General features: G+C 65.6%; 24 protein-coding genes. 12 read left to right on the forward strand and 12 right to left on the reverse strand.

Annotated features, from left to right (window positions below):
- Positions 1-32: 32 nt before the first annotated feature.
- Together ACM1PE_RS01320 and ACM1PE_RS01325 are read left to right on the forward strand one after the other, a co-directional pair.
- Positions 33-1136: a porin gene (locus tag ACM1PE_RS01320; protein ID WP_059371633.1), complete on the forward strand. Its 1104-nt coding sequence runs from the start codon at positions 33-35 to the stop codon at positions 1134-1136.
- An 87-nt stretch (positions 1137-1223) separates the two neighbouring features.
- Positions 1224-2099, forward strand: a complete 876-nt coding sequence (locus ACM1PE_RS01325; protein WP_419342413.1) for a cytochrome c oxidase assembly protein — start codon at positions 1224-1226, stop codon at positions 2097-2099.
- A 31-nt stretch (positions 2100-2130) separates the two neighbouring features.
- On the opposite strand, the gene ACM1PE_RS01330 is transcribed toward ACM1PE_RS01325, so the two are convergent.
- A complete protein-coding gene (locus ACM1PE_RS01330) occupies positions 2131-2979 on the reverse strand; it encodes a MerR family transcriptional regulator (protein ID WP_059371635.1) in 849 nt (282 codons plus the stop codon).
- A gap of 221 nt (positions 2980-3200) precedes the next feature.
- On the opposite strand from ACM1PE_RS01330, the gene ACM1PE_RS01335 reads away from it, so the two are divergent.
- A complete protein-coding gene (locus tag ACM1PE_RS01335) occupies positions 3201-4616 on the forward strand; it encodes an NAD(P)/FAD-dependent oxidoreductase (RefSeq protein WP_419342415.1) in 1416 nt (471 codons plus the stop codon).
- A gap of 84 nt (positions 4617-4700) precedes the next feature.
- Positions 4701-6146 (forward strand): amino acid permease, encoded by a 1446-nt coding sequence (locus tag ACM1PE_RS01340; RefSeq protein WP_419342417.1) that lies wholly within the window; start codon positions 4701-4703, stop codon positions 6144-6146.
- Positions 6147-6174: 28 nt separating this feature from the next.
- Here the strand turns inward: ACM1PE_RS01340 and galU are convergent, their stop codons facing one another.
- Positions 6175-7026, reverse strand: coding sequence for a UTP--glucose-1-phosphate uridylyltransferase GalU (gene galU, locus ACM1PE_RS01345; RefSeq protein ID WP_059371638.1), 852 nt, complete (start codon positions 7024-7026; stop codon positions 6175-6177).
- Between the two features lie 57 nt (positions 7027-7083).
- Between galU and ACM1PE_RS01350 the strand changes: the two genes are divergently transcribed.
- The gene (locus tag ACM1PE_RS01350) at positions 7084-8610 is read left to right on the forward strand and encodes a M48 family metalloprotease (protein ID WP_059371639.1); all 1527 of its coding nucleotides are present in this window, start codon (positions 7084-7086) and stop codon (positions 8608-8610) included.
- A 25-nt stretch (positions 8611-8635) separates the two neighbouring features.
- On the opposite strand, the gene ACM1PE_RS01355 is transcribed toward ACM1PE_RS01350, so the two are convergent.
- The 4 genes from ACM1PE_RS01355 to ACM1PE_RS01370 form a co-directional block, all read right to left on the reverse strand.
- Positions 8636-9736, reverse strand: coding sequence for an alpha/beta fold hydrolase (locus tag ACM1PE_RS01355; protein WP_059371640.1), 1101 nt, complete (start codon positions 9734-9736; stop codon positions 8636-8638).
- A 17-nt stretch (positions 9737-9753) separates the two neighbouring features.
- Positions 9754-10176 (reverse strand): YybH family protein, encoded by a 423-nt coding sequence (locus ACM1PE_RS01360; RefSeq protein ID WP_054449940.1) that lies wholly within the window; start codon positions 10174-10176, stop codon positions 9754-9756.
- A 37-nt stretch (positions 10177-10213) separates the two neighbouring features.
- Positions 10214-10435, reverse strand: coding sequence for a zinc-finger domain-containing protein (locus tag ACM1PE_RS01365; RefSeq protein ID WP_059371641.1), 222 nt, complete (start codon positions 10433-10435; stop codon positions 10214-10216).
- A gap of 77 nt (positions 10436-10512) precedes the next feature.
- The gene (locus tag ACM1PE_RS01370) at positions 10513-11433 is read right to left on the reverse strand and encodes a branched-chain amino acid transaminase (protein ID WP_059371642.1); all 921 of its coding nucleotides are present in this window, start codon (positions 11431-11433) and stop codon (positions 10513-10515) included.
- Positions 11434-11629: 196 nt separating this feature from the next.
- Between ACM1PE_RS01370 and ACM1PE_RS01375 the strand changes: the two genes are divergently transcribed.
- From ACM1PE_RS01375 to ACM1PE_RS01385, 3 genes are all read left to right on the forward strand, one after another.
- On the forward strand, positions 11630-12379 hold the full coding sequence (locus ACM1PE_RS01375) for an AzlC family ABC transporter permease (protein ID WP_059371643.1): 750 nt from the start codon (positions 11630-11632) through the stop codon (positions 12377-12379).
- Positions 12376-12711 (forward strand): AzlD domain-containing protein, encoded by a 336-nt coding sequence (locus tag ACM1PE_RS01380; RefSeq protein ID WP_054449947.1) that lies wholly within the window; start codon positions 12376-12378, stop codon positions 12709-12711. Before ACM1PE_RS01375 ends, ACM1PE_RS01380 begins: the two co-directional genes overlap by 4 nt.
- A 322-nt stretch (positions 12712-13033) precedes the next feature.
- A complete protein-coding gene (locus tag ACM1PE_RS01385) occupies positions 13034-14524 on the forward strand; it encodes a DEAD/DEAH box helicase (RefSeq protein ID WP_118932890.1) in 1491 nt (496 codons plus the stop codon).
- A gap of 81 nt (positions 14525-14605) precedes the next feature.
- Here ACM1PE_RS01385 and ACM1PE_RS01390 read toward each other — a convergent pair whose 3' ends face one another.
- Positions 14606-14989: a thioredoxin family protein gene (locus ACM1PE_RS01390; RefSeq protein WP_059371644.1), complete on the reverse strand. Its 384-nt coding sequence runs from the start codon at positions 14987-14989 to the stop codon at positions 14606-14608.
- Between the two features lie 63 nt (positions 14990-15052).
- Here ACM1PE_RS01390 and ACM1PE_RS01395 point away from each other — a divergent pair, with 63 nt between their 5' ends.
- From ACM1PE_RS01395 to ACM1PE_RS01405, 3 genes are all read left to right on the forward strand, one after another.
- Positions 15053-15862, forward strand: coding sequence for an EI24 domain-containing protein (locus tag ACM1PE_RS01395; protein ID WP_054449954.1), 810 nt, complete (start codon positions 15053-15055; stop codon positions 15860-15862).
- Between the two features lie 34 nt (positions 15863-15896).
- On the forward strand, positions 15897-16712 hold the full coding sequence (locus ACM1PE_RS01400) for a competence/damage-inducible protein A (protein ID WP_059371645.1): 816 nt from the start codon (positions 15897-15899) through the stop codon (positions 16710-16712).
- A 168-nt stretch (positions 16713-16880) separates the two neighbouring features.
- Positions 16881-17741 (forward strand): IclR family transcriptional regulator, encoded by an 861-nt coding sequence (locus tag ACM1PE_RS01405; RefSeq protein ID WP_059371646.1) that lies wholly within the window; start codon positions 16881-16883, stop codon positions 17739-17741.
- Between the two features lie 81 nt (positions 17742-17822).
- On the opposite strand, the gene ACM1PE_RS01410 is transcribed toward ACM1PE_RS01405, so the two are convergent.
- A complete protein-coding gene (locus tag ACM1PE_RS01410) occupies positions 17823-18800 on the reverse strand; it encodes a tripartite tricarboxylate transporter substrate binding protein BugD (protein ID WP_059371647.1) in 978 nt (325 codons plus the stop codon).
- A 381-nt stretch (positions 18801-19181) separates the two neighbouring features.
- Here ACM1PE_RS01410 and phaP point away from each other — a divergent pair, with 381 nt between their 5' ends.
- On the forward strand, positions 19182-19760 hold the full coding sequence (gene phaP, locus ACM1PE_RS01415) for a TIGR01841 family phasin (RefSeq protein ID WP_059371648.1): 579 nt from the start codon (positions 19182-19184) through the stop codon (positions 19758-19760).
- A 148-nt stretch (positions 19761-19908) separates the two neighbouring features.
- Here phaP and ACM1PE_RS01420 read toward each other — a convergent pair whose 3' ends face one another.
- From ACM1PE_RS01420 to ACM1PE_RS01435, 4 genes are all read right to left on the reverse strand, one after another.
- The gene (locus tag ACM1PE_RS01420; protein WP_059371649.1) at positions 19909-20949 is read right to left on the reverse strand and encodes a quinone-dependent dihydroorotate dehydrogenase; all 1041 of its coding nucleotides are present in this window, start codon (positions 20947-20949) and stop codon (positions 19909-19911) included.
- 68 nt (positions 20950-21017) lie between these two features.
- Complete coding sequence (locus ACM1PE_RS01425) at positions 21018-21755, reverse strand: arginyltransferase (RefSeq protein WP_059371650.1); 738 nt, start codon at positions 21753-21755, stop codon at positions 21018-21020.
- A gap of 42 nt (positions 21756-21797) precedes the next feature.
- A complete protein-coding gene (gene aat / locus ACM1PE_RS01430) occupies positions 21798-22571 on the reverse strand; it encodes a leucyl/phenylalanyl-tRNA--protein transferase (protein ID WP_059371651.1) in 774 nt (257 codons plus the stop codon).
- The gene (locus ACM1PE_RS01435; protein ID WP_059371652.1) at positions 22568-23149 is read right to left on the reverse strand and encodes an NUDIX hydrolase; all 582 of its coding nucleotides are present in this window, start codon (positions 23147-23149) and stop codon (positions 22568-22570) included. Before ACM1PE_RS01435 ends, aat begins: the two co-directional genes overlap by 4 nt.
- Positions 23150-23152 lie beyond the last annotated feature (3 nt).

The raw sequence follows: 23152 nt of genomic DNA on the forward strand, positions 1-23152 counted from the left end.
TCGCAAACCCGCCGCGCAATCAGGAGAAACGCATGAGAATCGCCACTTTTGCCGCGCTGATGGCAGTGGGCCTGGCCCTTCCCCTGGCGGCGCGTAGCGCCGAGACCGGGCAGGGGCTGTCGCTGTACGGCGTGGTGGACGCGGGGGTGGCCGTCACCACGGTCTCGGGGCAGGGCAGCCACAGCGGGCTGCTCAATGGCGGACTGACCGATTCGCTATGGGGAATGACGGGAGCGGAAGACATGGGCGGGGGCTGGAGCGCCAGGTTCCAGCTGGAAAGCGGCTTCGATCCTTCGTCGGGCAAGCGGGCCGACGACGACCGCTTCTTCAATTACGCCGCCTGGGTCGGCCTGGGACATGACAGCTTCGGCGACCTGCGGCTGGGGCGCCAGCACACCATAGGCCAGGTCTACGGCAATTCCCTGGAAATCGCGTCCTGGAAGGAAATGGGCATGGGTGCCACCTTCAAGGCGTCCGACAACTACCAGTTCAGCAACCTGGTCAATTACTACACACCTGTCTGGGGCGGTTTCCAGGCCGGCATCGGTTACTCCTTCGACGCCGACGACCGCAACCAGTTCAAAACGGCCAACAACAACCGCGCGCTCAGCCTCGGCCTGAAATATGAGGACGGACCCTTGCTGGCGATCGCCACCTGGGACCAACTGCGCCTGGCCGACGCCCCGCCGGGCAGCAATGGACGGCCGCAAGCGGTGCAGCTGGGCGCCTCCTATGACTTCGAGGTGCTGAAACTGTCCCTGGCATGGTCGCGCCAGCGCAACGGCGATGTCGGGCTGGACGGGGGCGATCCGGACGGGCTGGGCATGGGCCTGGGGCCGGCTGCCTTCGTGCGCGGCGGCACGGTCGATGCCTGGCTGGTCGGGGCCAGCGTGCCGGTCGGACCCGGCGCCGTGCTGGTGCAATGGTCGCTGGCGCACCCGGACTGGCATTGGGACAACGGCATGACGGCGCGCAATGCGCAGGTGATGACGCTGGGCTATACCTACAGCCTGTCTGCGCGCACGACGCTCTATGCCTTCGCCGGCTATGCGTCGAACTACACGCTGGACGACCAGTTCGATCCTGCCCGCTCCCACACCACGCGGGTGGGCACGGGCATTTCGCACCGTTTCTGAACGCCGGGGCAGGGCGGGCCGGGGTCAACTACAATCGGCGGGTGCGGCGCATGGCGCCCGTCCTCGTACAGCCCCGACGTTTTCCGGATGGTTTGCATGGATAGTCTCGAATGGCTCATACCCTGGGAGTTCTCTCCCACGCTGGTGGCCTCCTTCCTGGTGGCCATCGTGCTGTTCGTGCGCGGCCAAAAGGTCCATCGCGTGACCGCCGCCCGCAGCATCCTGTTCTGGACCGGCATGGTGCTGCTGTACCTGTCCATGCATACCCGGCTGGACTACTACGCCGAGCGCATGTTCTTCATCCACCGCATCCAGCATCTGGTGCTGCACCATCTGGGGCCGTTGCTGGTGATGGCGGCGTTCCCGGGACAGGTGATGCGGGCGGGCCTGCCCATGCGCTGGCGCATCCGCCTGCGTGACTTCCTGCGCACCGGCGCCGGCCGCGCGACGGTGGCGGTGCTGACCCACAAGATCTTCGTGCCGACGCTGTTCGTCTTCCTGGTGCTGGTCTGGCTGATTCCGTCGGTGCAGTTCTATTCCATGCTGGACTGGCGTCTCTACCGCCTGATGAACTGGTCGGTGGTGATCAGCGGCTTCATGTACTGGCACCTGATCCTGGATCGCCGGCCCGCGCCGCCGGCGGCCATGACGCCGGGCGGCCGGGTCATTTCGCCCGTGCTGACGATGCTGCCGCAGATGGTGGCGGGCGCAGTCATCGCCTTCACCGAAAGCGACATCTATCCGCTGTTCGAACTATGCGGCCGCGCCATCGCCATGTCGGCCCAGACCGACCAGACCATAGGCGGCCTGACCATGTGGATTCCGGCGGCGCTGGTCGAGGTGATCGGCCTGATGGTGGCCCTGGGAACCTTGATGCGGCTATCGGCCAAGGGGCGCTTGCGCAAGGCGGATCGCGAAGCGCTGGCCCGCTCCAAGGCCCGCGCTCGCGCCGCTTCGGCCTGAGAACCGCGGCGGGTGGCGTACGCCGCCGGGCTCAGAAGCTCTTCGGCGTATTGACCCAGAACAGTTCCACGGTTTCCTCGCCGACGACTTTCCACGAATGCGGCCGCCCGCTAAGGAACGAGATGCTGTCTCCGGCGCGCAAGGTCACCGGTGCCGCCAGATCGACCGTAATGCTGAACTCGCCGGCGATGACGTGGATGCACTCTTCTCCATGGTGCGTATAGGCGCCTTCGCTGCGGGCGCCCGGCGCCAGAACCCATTTCTGGCAGTCGAGCGAAGGCAGGCTCGTTGCCAGCTGCAGGATCTGGATGCCCGCGCCGAACGACGGGGCGTGTATTTCCTGACCCTTGCGCACGACCTCTGCCGCGTTGCGCGACGGTTTGGGCGGTACTTCCGACAGGGCCGTCAGCGACGTGCCATAACAGGTGGCTAGCAGCTTCAGGCTTGCGACGGTGGCCCCGCGGCCCGTCCGTTCAAAGGTCGAAATGAAGGACACGGGCAGGCTGGTTTCGTCCGACGCCTCTTTCAGCGACAGATCCGCGCTTCGGCGCGCGGTGCGAAAGCGCAGTCCGAGCGCGGCCGCGTCAGCTATTTCGCGGGCTTGAGATGCCGTGGCGCCCGAGGCGGGCGATGGTGGCGCCGTGGACGCCGATCCGGCCTGCGACTCCTCCAGCACGCGACGGATCGCGGGCATGTTCAGGCCGTTGATCTGCCGCAGACGAACGATATGGGATACCCGGGCCAGATCCGCGTCTGAGTAGACGCGCTGTCCTGTTTCGGTGCGCGCCGGAACGAGGAGGCCGTGTTGCTCCCATAGCCGCAGCGTCGAGATGTTCGTGCCTGTGAGGCGCGCGACGTCGCCGATTCGATACTCAGACATGCAAGTGAAGTTCCTGTGCTGGCACGGTGGACGGTCTGTTCTGGCAGAACATACAGAATATATATAGATAAATTATATAAACACGATCCTTCATGATAGGACCGGAAATATGGGGGAAAGCCCCTATTTTTTCCGAAAATCAGCTTCTATAGGATCGCAACCTACAGAAATTATGTAGATATATTTGATTTCAGGCGCGGCCAGATTGAGCCGCTTTGCTCATGATCATTTCACACCATTCAAGCCAGGCCGGACCGTTCCTGCAACGCAGTTTCTGGATGCGGGAGGCGGAACCCGCCTTGCAGGCAAGTGCGCCGCTGACCGGCAGTCAGGCCGCCGACATCGTGATTATCGGTGGAGGCTATGTAGGCCTGTGGACGGCGTTGAGCATCAAGGAACTCAGCCCTCAGTCCAAGGTCGTGGTCCTGGAGCGGGACGTCTGCGGCGGAGGCGCTTCAGGGCGCAACGGCGGCATGGCCATGTCCTGGTGGCCGAAAATCGCTTCGCTGCTTGCGTTCGCGGATGTCGACGATGCGCTGTTCCTGGCCCGGGCCTCGGAACGCGCCATCGATGAAATCGCACAGTTCTGCGGCCGCCATCGCATCGATGCGCACTTTCGCTGCGGGGGATGGCTCTGGACGGCCACTTCCGATGCGCAACAGGAGTCATGGGAGGGTACGCTCCAGGCCTGCGCCCGGGTCGGCGCGCGTCCCTTCGAGCACATGCTGCCGGAGGACGTCGCACGTCGAACCGGGTCTCGCATGCACAGGGCGGGCGTGTTCGAACGCGGCAACGCCACGGTGCAGCCGGCAAGGCTGGTGCGAGGCATGCGCAGGGTGGCCCTGGAGCGCGGCATCGTGATCCACGAAAACACGCCGGTGCTGGAGTTGAGCCACGGCTATCCGGCGGTGATCCGCAGCGCCTCGGGCACGATACTGGCCAAAAGCGTCGTGCTGGCGACGAATGCATGGGCCGCCGCCATTCCTGAAATCTCAAGGCTGATCGTGCCCGTCAACAGTTCCATCGTCGTGACGCAGGCGATTCCCGAGCGCCTGGCTGCGCTGGGTTGGACGGGGGGCGAAGCCATCACCGACTCGCAGTTGATGGTCGGGTACTACCGGACCACGCGGGACGGGCGAATCGCATACGGCAAGGGCACGGGCGCGCTTTCCCGGGGTGGCGTCATCGACGCCACCTTCAGCCGCCACGAAGAAAGCTGCCTGATGGCGGAGCAGGATTTCCGCCGCGCCTACCCGATGCTTGCCGATGTGCGCGTCTCGCATGCGTGGTCGGGTCCGATCGATCGGACCTACGACAGCCTGCCCGTTTTCGGCACCCTGGCCGGTACCGGACACATCCACTATGGAGTGGGTTGGAGCGGCAACGGCGTCGCGCCCAGCCTGTTGGGCGGCAGGATTCTGGCAAGCCTGGCCCTGGATCGCAACGATGCGTGGCGCCGCTGCGCCCTGGTCGACCGCAAGCCCAAGCGGTTTCCGCCTGAACCCATCAAGTACTTCGGCGGTTCGCTGGTCCGCAACGCCGTGCGTAGAAAGGAAGAGCGTGAAGCGCGGGATCTTGCGCCGCGCGGGCTTGACGTGCTCCTGGCTGGGTTCGCGCCCGCAGGACTTGAGGACTAGCGTCAAGCGCGCCGTGCATCAGGCCTGCGCGGGATAACCAAAACAAGCGCGTTCCATACCGGGGGCGCGGTAAAAGGAGAAAGCATGTCTAAGGGTGAGGGACTCAAGGGTGGGCTGCAATCGCGCCACATGACGATGATTTCCATTGCGGGGGTCATCGGCGCAGCCTTGTTTGTGGGGTCGGGCAAGCAGATCGCGCTGGCCGGGCCAGCGGTGATCCTGGCCTATCTGGGCGGCGGGATCCTGGTGTTTCTGGTCATGCGCATGCTGGGCGAGATGGCCGTGGCCCAGCCCGATACCGGTTCTTTTTCGACCTACGCGGATCGCGCTATCGGGCGCTGGGCGGGTTTCACCATCGGTTGGCTGTACTGGTACTTCTGGGCGCTGCTGATGGGTTGGGAAGCCTATGTCGCGGGACAGATTCTGCATGGCTGGTTCCCCGTGGCGCCCAATTGGGTCTACGCGCTGCTCCTGACGCTAGGGTTGATAGGCGTCAACTTCATGAACGTCAGGAACTACGGGGAATTCGAGTTTTGGTTCGGCCTGATCAAAGTGGTGGCCATCGTCCTGTTCCTGGTGGTCGGCACGCTGGCGGTTGTGCACCTGTGGCCCTTCGGCGATGCCGGCGGCATGTCCAATCTCACCGATCGGGGATTCATGCCCAATGGGCCCGGCGCCGTGGTCACCGCATTGCTGGGCATCATGTTCGCCATGATGGGCGCGGAAGTCGTCACGGTGGCGGCGGGTGAGACCTCCGAGCCCGGCGGCCAAATCGTGAAAGCCATCCGATCGGTGGTCTGGCGGATCTGCCTGTTCTATGTAGGGTCCATCTTTCTGGTGGTTTGCCTGGTGCCCTATGACACCCCCGCCCTGGTCGACCCGACGCGCGGCAGCTACAACGTGGTGCTGGACGCGATGGGCATTCCGTACGCGCAGCTGATCGTCAACGCCATCGTGCTGACCTCGGTCTGCAGCTGCTTCAACTCGGCGCTGTATGTCTCGTCGCGCATGCTCTATTCGCTGGCCCGCCGTGGCGACGCGCATCGCATCATGGCTGTCACTGGCGCTTCCTCGGGCGCGCCGTACGTGGGCGTGGTCATATCCAGCGTGTTCGCATTCGTTGCCGTCTACATGATGGCGACGTCCTCGATGGACCTGTACGACGTCCTCATGCAAACCACGGGCTGCGTGGCGCTGTTTGTCTACCTGACCATCGCATGCTGCCAACTGCGCATGCGGCAACGCCTGCAGGCTCAGGGAGTCGAGCTGAAGTTCAAGATGTGGTTGTTTCCCTGGCTGACCTGGGCGGTCATCCTGTTCATCTGCGCAGCCTTGCTGACGATGGTGCTGGAGGGAACGTATCGCCGGGAGGTGGCGTACACGTCCGCGCTGGGCGCTGTAATCATCCTGATGGGCGTGGCGGCGCAGCGCTTCGGCATTGGCGGGCCGAAGGCCCAGGAGCCCGCGGCGCGGAGGATTCCGGGACAAGGCTTGAACGGCCTGAGCGAGGCCGCGGCGCTCAAGCCTTGACGCGGCATGAATGGCCGCAGGCTTGCGGCTATTCCGGCAGCAGGCCGTGGTACTTCTTGCCCAGCGCCACGGTGGCCTGGAACATGCCGGCCTTGCTGCCGCAGTCGTAGCGCACGCCTTCATAGCGGTGCGCATACACGGCGCGCTCGCGCATCAGCGAGGCGATGCCGTCGGTCAGCTGGATCTCGTTGCCGGCGCCCATCTTGGTCGAGCGCAGGTGGTCGAAGATCGCGGCTTCCAGCACGTAGCGGCCCACCACGGCGAGCGTCGACGGCGCGGCTTCAGGGTCGGGCTTTTCGACGATATGGGTGACGCGTTCCGTGCGGCCGTTGGCGCTGGCATCCCCCTGGCGGGTGGCCACGATGCCGTACTTGCGGGTGTCCACGCGCGGCACGTCCTGCACGCCGAGCACGCTGGCGTTCTGCGCCACGGCCACGTCGATCAGCTGCTTCAGCGCGGGCTGTTCGGCGTCGATCAGGTCGTCGGCGAGCAGCACGGCAAAGGGTTCGTCGCCCACGGCAGGCGCGGCCGACAGCACCGCGTGGCCCAGTCCCAGCGGAGCCGACTGGCGGATATAGAGGCAATTCACATGCGCGGGTAGAATGCCCCGCACCATGGCCAGAAGCTCGTGCTTGCCCTTGCTTTCCAGGTCCGATTCGAGTTCCGGCGCGGAGTCGAAGTGGTCTTCGATGGCGCGCTTGTTGCGCCCCGTCACGAAGATGAGGTCGGTGATCCCGGCGGCCACGGCTTCTTCCACGGCGTATTGGATCAGCGGCTTGTCGACCACGGGCAGCATTTCCTTGGGCATTGCCTTGGTGGCGGGCAGGAAGCGCGTACCCATGCCGGCGACAGGGAAAACAGCTTTACGGACAGGACGCATTGAGACCTCGTTGGGGCTATCGATGAAACATTTTAAGCGCATCGCTATCATAGGCTTATGAACCGCAGGAAAATGCCATCCATTTGCTCGATTGCGAAACGGGGTGCAATCGTCGGGCTGTCCGTGGCCCTGGCCGTGCCCGCCATCCCCATCGCCGCCTGGGCGCAGCCCGTAGGCCTGCCCTCGATGGGCGCGGCCTCCGCCGCTGAACTGTCCCCCGCGCTGGAACGCAGCCTGGGCGAAGCCATCATGGCCCAGGGGCGGCGCGACCCGACCTATGTGGACGATTCCGAACTCAGCCAGTACCTCACCACCATGGGGCGCAAGCTGGCGGCCTTCGCGCCCGGCGCGGTCCCCGAGGTCGAGATGTTCGGCGTGCGCGACCCCGAAATCAACGCCTTCGCCATGCCCGGCGGCTTCATCGGCGTCAATACCGGGTTGATCGTGGCTTCCGCCAGCGAATCCGAGCTGGCGGCGGTGCTGGCGCACGAAATCGGCCACGTCGTGCAGCGCCACATCGCCCGCGGCATGACCCAGCAGAACCAGAACAGCATGGTGATGCTGGCCAGCCTGGCGGGGGCGCTGCTGGCGGCCCTGGCCGGGGGCGGCGGCAACCTGGCGATGGGCGTGGCGGCATTCGGCCAGGCTGCGGCCATCAACCGCCAGTTGGGCTTTTCGCGCGACGCGGAACGCGAAGCCGACCGGGCAGGGCTGCAGATGCTGACCAAGGCGGGCTACGACGCCGAAGGCATGGCCCAGATGTTCGGGCGCCTGATGAACGCGTCGCGCCTGAACGAAGGCGCGGGCGGCGGCTCCTGGGCCAGCACCCACCCGCTGTCCATCGAGCGCATGTCGGACGTGCAGAATCGGGTGCGCAACCAGTCTCCCGTGGCGCGCCACGTGGATAGCGACGACTTCTGGTACATACGCGCCAAGATGCGCGTGGTGCAGGGCCGCGACGCGGTCAGCCTGCGTACCGCCGGCCAGCAATTGCAGGACGAGGCCCAGGCGCTGTCGGGCGTGCGCAAGTCGGCCGCCTACTACGGCCTGGCGCTGCAGGCGTTCCAGCGCAACAATCTGGCCGATGCCGAGCGCAACTGGAGCCTGGCGTCGGCGGACGGCCGCAGTTCGGCCCAGCTGGCCAAGCTCAGCGTGGATATCGCCCTGGCCCGCAAGGAGTACCCCCGGGCGCTGGAGCTGGCCCAGGCCGGCACCAAGCGCTGGCCCGGGCATCGGGCCCTGGGCATTGCCTATGCCCAGGCGTTGCAAAGCGTCGGCCGCCACACGGACGCGCAGGAGTACCTGCGGGCCAAGATCAAGCAATGGGGCAGCGACGAACCCAGCCTCTACCAGATGCTGGCGCAGAGCGAAGACCGCAATGGCAAGCCGGTGGCTGCGCGCCGCGACCAGGCGCGCTACTACGTCATGACTGGCGCATACGCCGCCGCGGAGTCGCAGCTGCAGCAGGCGCGCAACATGTCCACCGACTTCTACGAGCAGTCGCAGATCGACGTGCAGATCAAGGAAGTGAAGGACAAGCTGGCCGAAGAGCGCCAGTTGCTGGAACGCTTCAAGTCGGGTTGAACGCCGGGCAGGGCGCCGCTGCGACCTACTGGCCAGTTTCGAAGAAGCGTCCCAGCCGCTGCGGCAGCCAGTTCAGGTGGGCGGGGAAGCTGCCGGTCGGAAAACCGGCATGTCCCCCATCCGTGGGCTGATGCAGCAGGATGGTGGACGAGCATTCCTCGGGCGTCGGCAGCGAGGCTGCCGGCACGAAGGGATCGTTGCGGGCATTGAGCACCAGTGTCGGCACGGATATCTTCGGCAGCCAGGGCTTGCTGGACGCCCGCGTCCAGTAATCCAGCGCATTGCGAAAACCGTGCATGGGCGCGGTGTAGGTGTCGTCGAACTCGCGCAGATCATGCGCATGGGCGATGCGCATGACGTCCACGGCGCCGGGATAGCGGTGCGCCTTCTCCAGCACCTTGTGCTTGAGCGTCTTCAGGAAGTGGGCGGTGTAGACCCTGCGGTTGAACACGCCGGTGGACAGCGTCTTGCCGCAGGCCACCAGGTCCAGGGGCACGGACACGCCCGCGCAGGCCGTCAGCCAGCCGGTGTCCTCCTGGTGTTCGCCCAGGTACTTGAGCAGGGCGTTGCCCCCCAGCGATACGCCGACCGCATGCCAGCGCGCATGTGGAATGCGCTGGCGCACGGTATTCAGCATGAAGCCGACCTCGGCCGAATCGCCCGAGTAGTAGGCGCGCGCCAGGCGGTTGGGCACGCCCGAACAGCCGCGGAAATGCGCGATCACCACGATCCAGCCGCGCGCACGGAAGTGATGCGCGATGGACTGCGCATAGCGGCTGTTGCTGCCGCCTTCCAGGCCGTGGAACAGGATCAGGGCCGGCGTATCGGGCGTATGCGGCAGGGACTTCCAGTCCGCATCCGTCATCCACCGGGCCGCGGCGGTCTTGCCATTGGCGACCGGACGCTGGCCGCTGACGGGCGCGCCGTCGGCGGACTTGTGCGGGAACAGGCCCGGACCGGTCCAATCGAAGTCGACGAAATCGGTGTCGGGCGTGTCTACCCGTTCGCGCACGAATGCGATGCGGTGATACTGCGCGAACAGGGCGGCGTAAACCGTCTGGCTGTCGCCTCCGGGCAACCAGGAGGGGACGGGGCAGGGCGTTGTATCAAGACGAGCAGCGGCCAACTAAAAATCCACCCGATTCAGTGCAGCATGTCGGGTACGTCGTGCAAGTCGAGCACCCCGGCTTCCGTGGGCGCCGGCGAGGCATGGTGCATGACCATGCGCCAGCCGGTGGGCCCCTTGTGGTAGATGTTGGTGGCGTAGCAATTGGCGAATTGCGTGCCTTCCCGCGTTTGCACCGCCACCTGTTCCACCAGCACGTGCACCGCGCACATCATGCTGAGCATGACCAGCGGACGCAACGGACGCACATGCAGGGGGCCGTTGGCCAGCACCTGCTGCCAGGAATCGTGCACCGCCGAGTGGCCGACGATGCGCAGGCCCCCCGGATGGATGCAGACGACTTCCTCGTCGTCTGCCCACACTTGCATCAGGCGTACGACGTCCGCCTGGTCGAGGGCTTCGTAGAACGCGTGCTCTGCTTCTTCGGGCGTGGCGAACATGGCGGCGGAAACGGGTGGACGTTGTAGAGCGGGTGACTCAGTGCCCGTGGCCGTGCAATACGGTGCCGGGCTTCAAGCGGTATTCGGCGCCACAGTAGGCGCAGCTGGCGGAGCCGGTGCGGGCCACGTCCAGGAACACGCGGGGATGCATGCTCCAGAGCGGCGCCTTGGGGCCCGGACAGAACACGGGCAGGTCGTCGGCGCCGACCTCGATGACTTCGTGGGGGTGGGGGACGGCGGCCGGAGCAGCAGCGGTCATGGATATTCCTGAAAAAAAACCGGTAATCGGCAGGTTGGGGCAATGATGCGGCCAGGTCATGGACCGGACCGCGCGGATCAGACTTTACTCAGCCAGTGATGGTACTTCGGGTTGCGGCCATTCACCACGTCAAAAAATGCTTTCTGCAGCCTCTCCGTGATCGGGCCGCGCTGGCCGGAGCCGATCTGGCGGTTGTCCACTTCGCGGATGGGCGTCACTTCGGCGGCCGTGCCGGTGAAGAACGCCTCATCGGCGATGTAGACGTCGTCGCGCGTCAGGCGTTTGGTCACTACGCGCAGGCCCAGGTCGGCGGCCAGCGCATGGATGGTGGAGCGGGTAATGCCAGTCAGGGCGGAGGCGATCTCAGGCTCGCAGAGCACGCCGTCCTTGATGATGAAGAGGTTTTCGCCGGAACCCTCGGCCACGAAGCCTTCCGTGTCCAGCAGCAGGGCTTCGTCGTAGCCGTCCTGCAGGGCCTCGGTATTGGCCAGGATCGAATTGGCGTAGGTAGTTGCCACCTTGGCGCGCGGCATCGTGACGTTCACGTGCTGCCGCGCGAATGACGACACCTTGACGCGGATGCCCGCGGACAGCGCCTCTTCGCCCAGATAGGCGCCCCAGGGCCAGGCCGCGATGGCCACGTGCACCCGGGCGCCCTTGGGAGAGACGCCCATTTTTTCGGGGCCGTAGAACACCAGCGGGCGCAGGTAGCCGGCTTCCAGCTGGTTCTCGCGCACGACCGTCCGCTGCGCCTCGTTGATCGTGTCGCGATCGAAGGGCATGGGGATTTGGTAGATGTGCGCCGAATTGAAGAGGCGGTTGGTATGGTCTTCGAGGCGGAAGATGGCTGTGCCGATCTCTGAGCGGTAGGCGCGCACGCCTTCGAATACCGACAGGCCGTAATGCAGGGAGTGCGTCAGGACGTGCGTGGTCGCGTCTCGCCACGGTACGAGCTTGCCGTCATACCAGATGAAGCCGTCGCGGTCTGCCATCGACATGGTCTACTCCCAAGCGCCCAAGAATCCCGAGGTCCATATTGTATCAAGCAGCGAGGTTACAATACGCGCCTATTCGCGCCCCGGCGCGGCGCCGCCAGGCCCGCGCGTACTGATCCCGGCGGGCGAACGGGTTGTCGTGCGTTCCTTTTCCTTAGAGTTTCCATGTCGTCCTGTCCGAATCGCCAGGGGCCAGCCGTTGTCCTCTGAATCTGCGCTTCCTGAATCCGAAGACCCCGTCGCGGTCCGCCAGGAGCGTATCGCTGCATTCCGGGCTGGCGTGCACGCCATCGTGCCCGCCCTGATCGCCACCGCCACTTGGGGGCTGGTCACCGGCGTGGCCATGGTCAAGTCGGGCTTGACCGAGACCATGGCGCTGGCCATGACCCTGCTGCTGTACGCGGGTTCCGCCCAGCTGACCTCCCTGCCGCTCATCGCCACCGGCGCGCCGCTTTGGCTGATCTTCGCCGCCGGTTGCGTGGTGAACCTGCGTTTCCTCATTTTCGGCGCGGCGCTGCATCCCTATTTCCGCCACCTGTCCTGGCCCAAGCGCCTCGGGTTGGGGTATTTCACGACCGACATGGGCTTCGTGCTGTTCATGCCGCGCTTTGGCGATGCGGCCGTGCGCGGCACCCGCGAGCAGCTCTGGTTCTTCCTGGGCGCCATCGCGCCCGGCTGGTTCGTCTGGCAGACCTCGTCCATTGTCGGCATCTACCTGGGCTCCATGGTGCCCACGGACTGGTCGCTGGACTTTGCCGCGGTGCTGGCGCTGCTGGCCATCACGGTGCCGCTGGCCAACACCAAGCCCATGCTGATTTCCATGCTGGCTGCCGGCGTGGTCGCCTGGACCGGGCAGGTCCTGCCGCTGCGCCTGGGCCTGGCCGCCGCCGTGGTGGCGGGCGTGGTCGCCGGCATTTGGGCCGAACGCTACTTCAAGGCCCGCGCATGACCCTCTGGCCCGCCGAGATCTACGTCTATTCCGCCATTCTGCTGTTGGCGCTGTGCAGCGTGCTGACGCGCGCCGGCTTTATGCTGTTCGGCGATTACATCCCCCTGCCGGAAGGCGTGCGCCGCGCCTTGCGCTACGCGCCCGCCGCCGCCCTGACCGCCATCATCGTGCCCGACCTGCTGCCGTGGAAGGCCGGCCTGGGGCCGGTGTTCGACTACAAGCTGGTCGCGGGCGTGCTCGCCATCCTGGTATTCCTGCGCACCCGCAGCGCGGTGCTGGTCATCATCGTCGGCATGCTGGCGCTCTGGGGCCTGCGCTGGCTGGCCGGCTGAAGGTCGTTGCCAAAACGTCCATCCAGTGGACGCTGCTGGTATGCCCGGCGGGCGCTTGCTGACAGCCGGCGGAAGGCCTTTGCAATGCCTTTCAGAAGGCGAGTGGACCGTGTGGTAATGCGGCTGCGCTAAAATCATGTTATCCACAGCAATCCGGGCCTGGTACTGCCCTCATAAGTATCGAATCCAGAATGCGCCGCCTGGCCTGCAACGCAGGATGCGGATTGCGCGTGTTCAGACTGTTCCGATGCATATGTAGTGCAGTGCGCGTAGCACTCTCGTTTTGTTCTTTTTCACTGGTCCCGGTATCTGCCTAACCCTGATGACTGAATCCACTCAATCCGTAGCACCTGCCGCTGACGCACCCGCGCCGACGTTCACCGATTTCGGGCTGCACCCTCTGCTGCTGCAGTCCATCGCCGAAACCGGCTACACCACGCCCACGCCGATCCAGGCCCAGGCCATTCCCGTCGTGGTGGAAGGGCGCGATGTCATGGGCGCCGCGCAGACCGGCACCGGCAAGACGGCCGCCTTCACGCTGCCCATCCTGCACCGCTTGATGCCCTTGGCCAACACCAGCGCATCGCCCGCGCGCCATCCGGTGCGCGCGCTGATCCTGACGCCCACGCGCGAACTGGCCGACCAGGTCTACGAAAGCGTCAAGCGCTACAGCAAGCAGACGCCGCTGCGTTCGGCAGTTGTTTTCGGTGGCGTGGATATCGGTCCGCAGAAGGAAGCCCTGCGCCGCGGTTGCGAAGTGCTGGTGGCCACGCCCGGCCGCCTGCTCGACCACGTCGAGCAAAAGAACGTGAACCTGAGCCAGGTCGGCATCCTGGTGCTGGACGAAGCCGACCGCATGCTGGACATGGGCTTCCTGCCGGACCTGGAGCGCATCATCCGCCTGCTGCCCGCGCAGCGCCAGGGCCTGCTGTTCTCCGCCACGTTCAGCAATGAAATCCGCAAGCTGGGCCGCTCGTACCTGAATCAACCGGTCGAAATCGAAGTCGCGGCGCGCAACGCCACCGCCAACACGATCACCCAGATCGCCTACAAGATGCCCAGCGACGCCAAGCGCGCCGCGGTCGTGCATCTGGTGAAGTCGCGCGGCCTGAACCAGGTCATCGTGTTCTCCAACACCAAGATCGGCACGGCGCGGCTGGCCCGCGACCTGGAGCGCGACGGCGTCAAGGCCGAATCCATCCACGGCGACAAGACCCAGGCCGACCGCATGAAGGCGCTGGAAGCCTTCAAGGCCGGCGAACTGGAAGTGCTGGTGGCCACCGACGTGGCCGCGCGCGGCCTGGACGTGGCCGGCGTGCCTTGCGTCATCAACTACGACCTGCCGTACAACGCCGAAGACTACGTGCACCGTATCGGCCGCACCGGCCGCGCCGGCGCATCGGGCGAGGCCATCGCCTTGTTCACGCCCGACGAAGAGCGTTTCCTGCTCGACATCGAAAAACTCATCAAGCGCGAAGTGCCGCGCGGCACGCTGGATGTTCCGGCCGATCTGGTCGCCCGCAGCCACCGCCGCAGCGACGAGCGCCGCGGTTCGTCGTCGCGTGAAGGCCGTGAAGGTCGCGAGGGTCGTGAAGGCCGTGACAGCCGCGGTGACCGCGGCCGCTCGTCCGACCGTCGTTCCAGCTATTCGTCCGGCGCGCCGCGCCAGCCCGTGGATGATTTCTTCCTGAAGCCCTACGAGCCCTCGGCGCCGTCCGCGCCCGCCGAAGAGCCGGCGCCCAGGAACAATGGCGCATCCTCCGGGCCGAAACGCCAGATCGCCGTCCTGCTGGGCGGCAGCCGCAAGCCCTGAAAGGCGCCGGCATGAAAAAACCCGCAAGCCTGATGGCTCGCGGGTTTTTTTATGGCTGGAGCGCGTGACGCCTGCTGCGGCTCAGGCCGCCAGCAGGCGCGGCAGGTCCGGCAACGCGGTGGCGACCGCAGGGCTGTTTTCATTCAGGCTTTCGAGCAGGCGTTCCAGGTGGCCGATGTGCGGCAGCATGGGGCCGTAGAACACCACCCGCGATCCGATCTGCACCAGCAGCGTGGGGAAATTCTCCACGTCTTCGTCGCCCAGCAGTTCGGCGTGGTCCTCGATGTCGATCCAGGCGAAGACATGCCTCGGCATGGCCTGGGCCAGCGCTTGTAGCTTGGGCTTGTATTGCTCGCAGGTGTCGCACCAGGCCGCGCAGAAGCAGGCCACCAGCCAGGCGTCGGGCGATGAGCCCAACCGCGCGCGCAGCGTGGCCAGGTCGGTATCGGGTACAAGTAGGGACATGTGGGCAGATGAAGGCGTGTTTGACTATCATACCCGGGATGTCTACCCCCTCATTCTTCCTCCATGACTGCTTTGCGCACTGATTCCGCCACGCCCGACAACGGCCGATTTTCCGCTGCCGGGGCCGGCGCCGTCAGCGTCGGCCAGGCGTTCAAGCGCGCCCTGGTGTCCCAATGCCATCCCTCCATGCTGTTCGCGGTGCTGCTGCCGTTCCTGATCGCGCTGGTGGGGGCCCTGTTGCTGCTATACCTGTTCTGGACGCCGCTCAACGAATGGCTGGCGGCCGAGGCGGCGCGCTGGGACTTCGTCAACCGGGCCGAGGACTGGATGCTGGCGATGGGGCTGTTCTCGCTCAAGGTCTACATGATCCCCGTGATCGCGGTGGCCATTCTGTTGCCGGTATCGGGCATCCTGGGCCTGGCGATTGCCGCCGTGTTCGTGATGCCGCTGGTGCTGAACCACGTCGGCAAGCGTGAATATGTGAGCGTCACGCGGCAAGGCAAGCACGCGACCGCGGTCAGCGTGTGGAACGCGATCTGGGTATCGCTGGCCTTTGCCGCGGGCTGGCTGCTGACGCTGCCGCTGTGGCTGGTGCCCCCCATGGCCATCGCGTTGTCGATCTTCTGGTGGGCGTTCGCGTTTTCGCGCATGATGCGCGTGGACGCCATCGTCGAACACGCCAGCCCCGCCGAGCGCAAGCTCATCCTGGAACGCAACAACGGCGGCTTCTGGACCATAGGCCTGATCTGCTCGCTGTTGAACTTGTTGCCGCCCGCGTGGGTCATCCTGCCGGTGTTCTCGGCCCTGGTCTACGCCCACTACGGTCTGGAAGCGCTCAAGCGCTTGCGCGAGGACCGTGTCATCGACGTCTGAACCGCGTCATCCCTCTCAACTTCTGGAATCGGACATGGCCGCAGAATCCGCCGCCCGCCGCATTGGCCTCATCATCGTAGGGGACGAAATCCTCTCGGGCCGCCGTCAGGACAAGCATTTTTCCAAGGTCGTCGAGCTTCTGGGCGCGCGCGGCATGCAGCTGGGCTGGGCCGAAATCGTGCCCGACGACCGCGACACCCTCATTGCCACCTACAAGCGCAGCTTTGCCACCGGCGACGTGGTGTTTTCCTGTGGCGGCATCGGCGGCACGCCCGACGACCACACGCGCCAGGCCGCCGCAGCCGCGCTGGGCCTGCCGCTGGCGCTGCACCCGGAGGCCGAAGAGGCCATCGCGCTGCGCACGGCCGAGATGGCCGCAAAAGGGCAGGGCACGGCCGACATGAGCGCGCCGGAAAACCAGCAGCGGCTGCAGATGGGCGTGTTTCCGGAAGGCTGCGAGATCGTCCCGAACCCCTACAACCGCATTCCCGGCTTCTACATCAAGGACCACACCTTCGTGCCGGGCTTTCCCGTCATGGCCTGGCCCATGCTGGAATGGACGCTGGACACGCGTTATCGTGCGCTGCAGCATGTGCACGCCCACGCGGAGCATTCCTTCCTGGTATTCAGCATGCCCGAATCGCGCATTACGCCGGCCATGCAGACCGTGGAAACGCGCTGGCCGGGCGTGCGTGCGTTCAGCCTGCCCAGCGTGGGCGAGGCCGGCGGCACCCCCCACATCGACCTGGGCGTGAAGGGCGAACCGGCCGCGGCGGCCGAAGCACTGGAGTATTTGCGGGCCGAGGTGCTGCGTCTGGGCGGCAAGCTGGCGCCCCCGCCAGCAGCATGAAGACAGGGCCGCACCCGAGGTGCGGCCTTTTTTTTGATACAAAAAGCGGTTGCCAAACGCGCCAGTAAATTTCACAATACGGGAAAGAACTGTTTGCTGCGATGCCGCAAGTCCGGTTCCCGAAGGTGGGGCCCTACAGGCGGCGCAGCTGTCCTCGTCCCCCTTTCCATGTCCCGTCTCCCCACTACCCGCAATGCCCTGGACGCCGAGACCGAAGGCGCCTCCCATCCCATCGCCATCCAGGTGATCGAGCGCGCCATGCGCCTGCTCGACGCCCTGGCTGCGCAGCCGGATCCGGTAACGCTGAAAGAACTGTCCGCGACCACCGGCCTGCATGCGTCCACCGCGCATCGCATCCTGAACGACCTGGTCGTGGGCCGCTACGTCGAACGCGTCGACAACGGCCTGTATCAGCTGGGCATGCGCCTGCTGGAGCTGGGTTCGCTGGTCAAGGGGCGCCTGAACGTGCGCGAGGCGGCCATTTCCGCCATGCGTTCGCTGCACAAGCTGACCGGGCAGACCATCAACCTGTCGGTCCAGCAGGGCGACGAGATCGTCTACATCGAGCGCGCCTGGAGCGAACGCTCCGGCATGCAGGTGGTCCGCGCCATCGGCGGCCGCGCGCCTTTGCACCTGACCTCCACCGGCAAGCTGTTCCTGTCCACCGCCGATGCGCGCCAGGTGCGGGCCTACGCGCTGCGCACCGGCCTGGCCGGCCACACGCGCAACAGCCTGACCGACCTGGACCGCCTGGAGCGTGAACTGGCGCTGGTGCGGCGCCATGGTTATGCGCGCGACAACGAAGAACTGGAACTCGGCGTGCGCTGCATCGCCGCGGGCATTTTCGACGACACCGGCAAGCTGGTCGCCGGCCTGTCCATTTCGGCCCCCGCCGAACGCCTGCAGGACGACTGGATCAAGGCGCTGGTCGATACCGCCGCCAGCATCTCGGAAGCGCTGGGCTACGAGCCCTCCGTTTCGACCGGCTTCAACGGCCTGGGCATGGCCGCGGAAGCTCTGCGCCCGTAATCCCGCGCAGGCCCGCAAAAAAAAGAAAAGCCCCGAAAGGGGCTTTTCCTTTGCATGCGCCGCAAGGGCGCATGGTTTGGGTTACTGCTGTTCGACGCCAGCCTTCTTGAACAGTTCGCCCCACTGCGGGACTTGCTGCTTGACCTTGGCTTCCAGGGCTTGCGGGTTCGCTTCGGCCGTCAGCACCGTCGCGCCCAGCTGCTTCATGCGTTCCTGGAACTTGGGATCGGCCAGGCCGGCCTGCAGGCTCTTGACCAGCTTGTCCACGACGGGCTTGGGCGTGCCCTTCGGCACCCACATGCCATGCCAGATGCCCACTTCGAAGCCCTTGTAGCCGGATTCGTCCATGGTCGGCAGGTTCGGCAGCGTGGGGACGCGCTTCAGGCTGGTGACGGCGTAGGCCTTCACCTTGCCGCTGTCGATCTGCTGGGTGGTGTTGGTGGTCTGGTCGCAGAGCAGGTCCACCTGCTTGCCCAGCAGGTCGTTCATGGCGGGCGCGGTGCCCTTGTAGGGGATGGTCAGCAGCTGTACGCCCAGGGCCTCGACCAGCATGGTGCCGCACAGATGGCTGGCGGCGCCGATGCCGGCGTTGGCCAGGGACACCTTGTCCTTGTTCTGTTTGACGTACTCGGCCAGTTCCTTGATGTTGTTGGGCGGGAAGTCCGAACGCGCGATGATGGTCATCGGCACGTCGACCACCAGGCCGATGGGTTCGAAGCTCTTGTAGGGGTCGTACCCCGGATTCTTGTACAGCGAGGGCGCCGTCGAGAAGCCGGCGTGCATCAGCAGGACGGAGTAGCCGTCAGGCTGGGCGCGCGCCACCTGGGTCGTGCCGATGGTGCCACCGGCGCCGCCCTTGTTCTCGACCACGACCGTCTGGCCCAGACTCGGCCGCATGGCTTCCGCGAGCGAACGCGCGACGTTGTCCGTCGGGCCGCCGGCGGCGAACGGCACCACCATGTTGATGGGGCGATCCGGGTATTCGGCTTGGGCGGCGCCGGCTGCGAGCATGGCGCTGGCCGCGAGCAAGGCCGAAAGCGTGCGGGGGATGAGGGTCATGGAGTCTCCAATTGCAGGGTTTTGCTTGCTGCGATTTCGTTGTTGCGCGCTGACTTATGGGTTTATTTGTCTGTCATCAGCGTGAAAGCAGTTTAGAAAACAATTGATACGACGTCACTTCGGGTATTTCCCGAATCCTGGGAAACCTTTGTGCTGGATCAAACCCGGGACAAAGCATGCACCGTCAAAGTGCAATTCTTTGTTGCGTCGCACAAAAACTCCTTGACAAGGATTTTTCCCAGCCTAGAATGTCAATTGTGCAGTGCATCAAACGGGCCGGCGGTAGCTTGTAGTACCAGTTTCCGCGCACGTTTCTATAGTTCGTCGCAGACAACCATTCCTTACTTGCCGGACAGCCTCCGGCTACCCATGGAGCATCCTATGAGCGCTATCCCGCAACAAGTCCTGGACCGTCAAAAGGCCAGCATCAACACCATCGTGGCCGCCCAGTCGGCCGTGTTCGCCGGCTTCGAAAAGCTGGTCGAACTGAACCTGAAGGTCGTTCGCGCCACCCTGGACGAAGTCGCCCAGAAGTCGCAGCAAGCCGCTGAAGTCAAGGATCCGCAGGAAGCCGCCGCTTTCGCCTCGGGCCTGCTGCAGCCGGGCGCTGAAAAGGCCATGGCTTACACCAAGCATGTGTACGACATCGTTGCCGGCGTGCAGACCAGCCTGGTCAAGCTGACCGAAGACCAGATCGCCGAAGGCCAGCAGCAGCTGAGCGAAGCCGTCGACCAGTTCTCCAAGAACGCCCCGACCGGCTCCGAAAGCGCCGTTGCCCTGATCAAGTCCTCGCTGGCCACCGCGACCAGCGCCTACGATTCGATGACCAAGGCCGCCAAGCAGGCCGCCGAAGTCGCCGAGTCGAACCTGAATGCCGCCGCCAACGCGACCTTCAAGGCTGCCACGGATGCCGCCGACGCAGCGACCAAGGTTGCCAGCCGCAGCCGCCGCAGCGCCTAAGTTTTTGGCGCGCAGGGCTGCGCAAACCGCAGTTATGTAGTACTGTTGAGTGACAGAGCAGAGCTGGAATTAGGGCCACCCACCGGGTGGCCCCTTTTTTTTGCCTGCTTTTTTCGCTGCGGGGCCGGCGGATGCCGGCCGTGCTTGCCTAGCGCGCCACGGCGCGCACGCACTCGCCCACCAGCGCCGGGCCGCGGTAGATCAGGCCGGTGTAGAGCTGCACGGCGTCGGCGCCCGCGTCCATCTTTTCGCGGGCCTGGCGGCCCGACATCACGCCGCCCACGCCGATGATGGCCAGGCTGCCGCCCAGCTTCTCCTTCAGGCGGCGGATGACCGCCAGCGACAATTCATGCACCGGGGCGCCCGACAGGCCGCCTGCTTCCTCGGCATGCGGCTGGCCGGTGACGGCGTCGCGCGAAAGCGTGGTGTTGGTGGCGATGACGCCGTCGATGCCATGGCGCGGCAGCGTCTCCGCGATGGAATCGATCTGCTCGTGCGTCAGGTCCGGGGCGATCTTCACCGCCATGGGTACGCGCCGCTGGTGCTTGTCTTCCAGCATGCGGCGCTTATCCGCCAGTTGCGCCAGCAGGGCCGACAGCTCGTCGCCGCCTTGCAGTGCGCGCAGGTTCTTGGTGTTGGGCGAGGAAATATTCACCGTCACGTAGTCGGCATGCGGATATACGCCTTCCAGCCCGATCAGGTAGTCGTCCGCGGCGCGCTCGATGGGCGTGTCCGCATTCTTGCCGATATTCAGCCCCAGGATGCCGCCTTGCTTGCGCCAGGTGCTGCGCTGCACATTGGCCAGGAACGCTTCCAGGCCCTGGTTGTTGAAGCCCAGCCGGTTGATCAGCGCATTGGCGCGCGGCAGCCGGAACATGCGCGGCTTGGGGTTGCCCGGCTGCGCGCGCGGGGTGACCGTGCCCACCTCGATGAAGCCGAATCCCAGGTTGCCCAGCGCGTCGATATAGGCGCCGTTCTTGTCCAGGCCTGCGGCCAGCCCGATCGGGTTGGCCAGCTGCAAGCCCATCAGCGTGCTCGGCGCCTTCGGCTGCGCGTGCATGAGCTTGCGCGTGGCGCCGCATTCATAGGCGCGCTGCAGGCCCGACAAGGTGACTTCGTGGGCGGTTTCCGCGTCCATGGCGAACAGCGCCGGGCGGGCCAGGGGGTAGGCGTGGAAGAGGATAGACATGGGGCGGAATTGTAGAGCGAATTTTGCCGGCCCTGCGCCGCCCCCAGGCGCTCCAAAGGAGGGGCGGATCAGGCGGGCGGCAACGCGGGCTGCTCGCCCCACACGCCATCGACCAGGAACTGGGCCGGGTGGAAGCTGGATTTGTACGACATCTTGCGGCTGTCGGCGATCCAGTAGCCCAGGTACAGCCAGGGCAGGTTCAGCGTCCGGCATTGTTCGATCTGCCACAGGATGCTGTAGGTGCCCAGGCTGCCGGCAATGTCGGGATCGTAGAAGGTGTAGACGGATGAGAGGCCGTCGTCCAGCACGTCGATGATGGACACCATGACCAGCTCGCCCGTCTCGTCGCGGAACTCGACCAGGCGGGTGTTGACGCGGCTGGTAAGCAGGAACTGCGCATATTGCGTGCGGCTGTCCTCATCCATGCCGCCACCCGGATGGCGGCCCTGCTGATAGCGCGTGTAGAGCCGATAGTGCTCGGGCGACCAGGCCAGCTCGGCCACGAACGACTGCAGACCCTGGTGGTCGCGCCAGGCGCGGCGCTGGCTGCGATTGGGCGCGAAGCCCGCCGTATCCACCCGCACCGGAATACAGGCGTGGCAGTTGTCGCAATGGGGCCGGTAGGTGAACAACCCGCTGCGCCGAAAGCCCTGCTCCACCAGTTGCGAATACGTGCCTGCGTTGATCAGATGACCGGGCGCGGCGACCTGCGACCGTGCCTGGCGACCCGGCAGATAGCTGCAAGGGTACGGAGCGGTGGCGTAGAACTGCAGGGTAGAGAAGGGGAGTTCTTTGAGCTGGCTCATCGGAGGTCCCGCAATGCGGCGGCAGGCCCGCAAGGGGAGTGGCTACATATTAACGCCGAACCCCGGGCCCGATGCTGTGTCGGGATGCAAGCGGCCGGCGCTGTCCAGCGTGCCCCGGGCCCACGCGACGGCGGGCTGTGCAGTGGCAGTGCGCACATGCTGCAGGAAGGCGGCGCGCGGGATAGGGCGCGCGCCCAGGCTGGCCAGGTGGCGCGTCTGCTGCTGGCAGTCGATGCGTTGCACGCCTTGCGCGGTCAGGTAGCGCACCAGATAGGCCAGCGCAATCTTCGATGCGTTGGGCGCGCGGGTGAACATGGATTCGCCGAAGAACATGCGGCCCAGGCTGATGCCGTAGAGGCCGCCGGCCAGTTCGCCGTCGATCCAGGTTTCGATGCTGTGCACGTAGCCGGCCTCATGCCAGGCGCGATAGGCCTGCTGCATGGCGGCGGTGATCCAGGTGCCGGGCTGACCGTCGCGCGGCGCGGCGCACTGCGCCATCACCTCCGCGAAAGCGGTATCCACGCGCACCTGCACGCGCGGCGCCGCGGACTGCTCCTGGCTGGCGATCTGCCGCAGCAGCTTGCGCAGCGAATGCGAGGGAGCAAAGTCCTTCACGGCCAGCACCATGCGCGGATCGGGGCTCCACCACAGAATGGGCTCGCCCTCGGAGTACCACGGGAATATGCCGTTGGAATAGGCCTCGATCAGCCTGGGCGTGGACAGGTCCGCGCCCGCCGCAAGCAGGCCGTCGGGATCCGCAAGCGCAAACTCCGCGGGCGGAAAAGGGGTGTCGACGGCGAGCCAGGGGAGTTTCAACGGTGCGATTCTAGGGTGTAGTGGTGGGGGGGATACACGCCCAGCTTGCGGTCTTCGAAGTAGTGCCGCAGCGTCGTGGCCACGGTGCGGAACGCCAGGTCGTCCCAGGGGATCTCGGACTCGTCGAAAAAACGGGCCTCGAGGCTTTCGGGACCGGGGTCCAGCGCGTCCGACAGCGCGTCCGCCAGGTAGAACACGTGCACTTGGTCGATCTGCGGCAGGTCGATGATGGTGTAGAGCTCGCCCAGCTTGATGCGCGCGCCGGATTCCTCCAGCGTTTCGCGGGCGGCGCCCTGCGCCGTGCTTTCGCCCAGCTCCATGAAGCCGGCGGGCAGGGTCCAGGTGTTGTAGCGCGGCTCGATCGCGCGCCGGCACAGCAGGACGCGGTTGTTCCAGACCGGCACCGTGCCGACCACCAGCCTTGGGTTCTGGTAGTGGATCGCGCCGCAGTGATCGCAGATGTCGCGTTCGCGGTTGTCGCCTTCGGGAACCCGGCGGCTGATGGGCGAGCCGCATTGGCTGCAGAAATGCGAACGGCGCGGCGCGGGGAAGTATTCGAGGGGCGATTTTGCGGTCATGGG

This window comes from Achromobacter sp. PD1, from assembly GCF_048541815.1.
Classification (GTDB): Bacteria; Pseudomonadota; Gammaproteobacteria; order Burkholderiales; family Burkholderiaceae_B; genus Achromobacter; species Achromobacter bronchisepticus_A.

Excerpts from the sequence above, each read along its gene's own strand:
- ACM1PE_RS01320 (WP_059371633.1), top strand. The coding sequence starts at position 33 with ATGAGAATCGCCACTTTTGCCGCGCTGATGGCAGTGGGCCTGGCCCTT.
- ACM1PE_RS01325 (WP_419342413.1), top strand. The coding sequence starts at position 1,224 with ATGGTTTGCATGGATAGTCTCGAATGGCTCATACCCTGGGAGTTCTCT.
- ACM1PE_RS01330 (WP_059371635.1), bottom strand. The coding sequence starts at position 2,979 with ATGTCTGAGTATCGAATCGGCGACGTCGCGCGCCTCACAGGCACGAAC.
- ACM1PE_RS01335 (WP_419342415.1), top strand. The coding sequence starts at position 3,201 with ATGATCATTTCACACCATTCAAGCCAGGCCGGACCGTTCCTGCAACGC.
- ACM1PE_RS01340 (WP_419342417.1), top strand. The coding sequence starts at position 4,701 with ATGTCTAAGGGTGAGGGACTCAAGGGTGGGCTGCAATCGCGCCACATG.
- galU (WP_059371638.1), bottom strand. The coding sequence starts at position 7,026 with ATGCGTCCTGTCCGTAAAGCTGTTTTCCCTGTCGCCGGCATGGGTACG.
- ACM1PE_RS01350 (WP_059371639.1), top strand. The coding sequence starts at position 7,084 with ATGAACCGCAGGAAAATGCCATCCATTTGCTCGATTGCGAAACGGGGT.
- ACM1PE_RS01360 (WP_054449940.1), bottom strand. The coding sequence starts at position 10,176 with ATGTTCGCCACGCCCGAAGAAGCAGAGCACGCGTTCTACGAAGCCCTC.
- ACM1PE_RS01365 (WP_059371641.1), bottom strand. The coding sequence starts at position 10,435 with ATGACCGCTGCTGCTCCGGCCGCCGTCCCCCACCCCCACGAAGTCATC.
- ACM1PE_RS01370 (WP_059371642.1), bottom strand. The coding sequence starts at position 11,433 with ATGTCGATGGCAGACCGCGACGGCTTCATCTGGTATGACGGCAAGCTC.
- ACM1PE_RS01380 (WP_054449947.1), top strand. The coding sequence starts at position 12,376 with ATGACCCTCTGGCCCGCCGAGATCTACGTCTATTCCGCCATTCTGCTG.
- ACM1PE_RS01385 (WP_118932890.1), top strand. The coding sequence starts at position 13,034 with ATGACTGAATCCACTCAATCCGTAGCACCTGCCGCTGACGCACCCGCG.
- ACM1PE_RS01390 (WP_059371644.1), bottom strand. The coding sequence starts at position 14,989 with ATGTCCCTACTTGTACCCGATACCGACCTGGCCACGCTGCGCGCGCGG.
- ACM1PE_RS01395 (WP_054449954.1), top strand. The coding sequence starts at position 15,053 with ATGACTGCTTTGCGCACTGATTCCGCCACGCCCGACAACGGCCGATTT.
- ACM1PE_RS01400 (WP_059371645.1), top strand. The coding sequence starts at position 15,897 with ATGGCCGCAGAATCCGCCGCCCGCCGCATTGGCCTCATCATCGTAGGG.
- ACM1PE_RS01405 (WP_059371646.1), top strand. The coding sequence starts at position 16,881 with ATGTCCCGTCTCCCCACTACCCGCAATGCCCTGGACGCCGAGACCGAA.
- ACM1PE_RS01410 (WP_059371647.1), bottom strand. The coding sequence starts at position 18,800 with ATGACCCTCATCCCCCGCACGCTTTCGGCCTTGCTCGCGGCCAGCGCC.
- phaP (WP_059371648.1), top strand. The coding sequence starts at position 19,182 with ATGAGCGCTATCCCGCAACAAGTCCTGGACCGTCAAAAGGCCAGCATC.
- ACM1PE_RS01420 (WP_059371649.1), bottom strand. The coding sequence starts at position 20,949 with ATGTCTATCCTCTTCCACGCCTACCCCCTGGCCCGCCCGGCGCTGTTC.
- ACM1PE_RS01425 (WP_059371650.1), bottom strand. The coding sequence starts at position 21,755 with ATGAGCCAGCTCAAAGAACTCCCCTTCTCTACCCTGCAGTTCTACGCC.
- ACM1PE_RS01435 (WP_059371652.1), bottom strand. The coding sequence starts at position 23,149 with ATGACCGCAAAATCGCCCCTCGAATACTTCCCCGCGCCGCGCCGTTCG.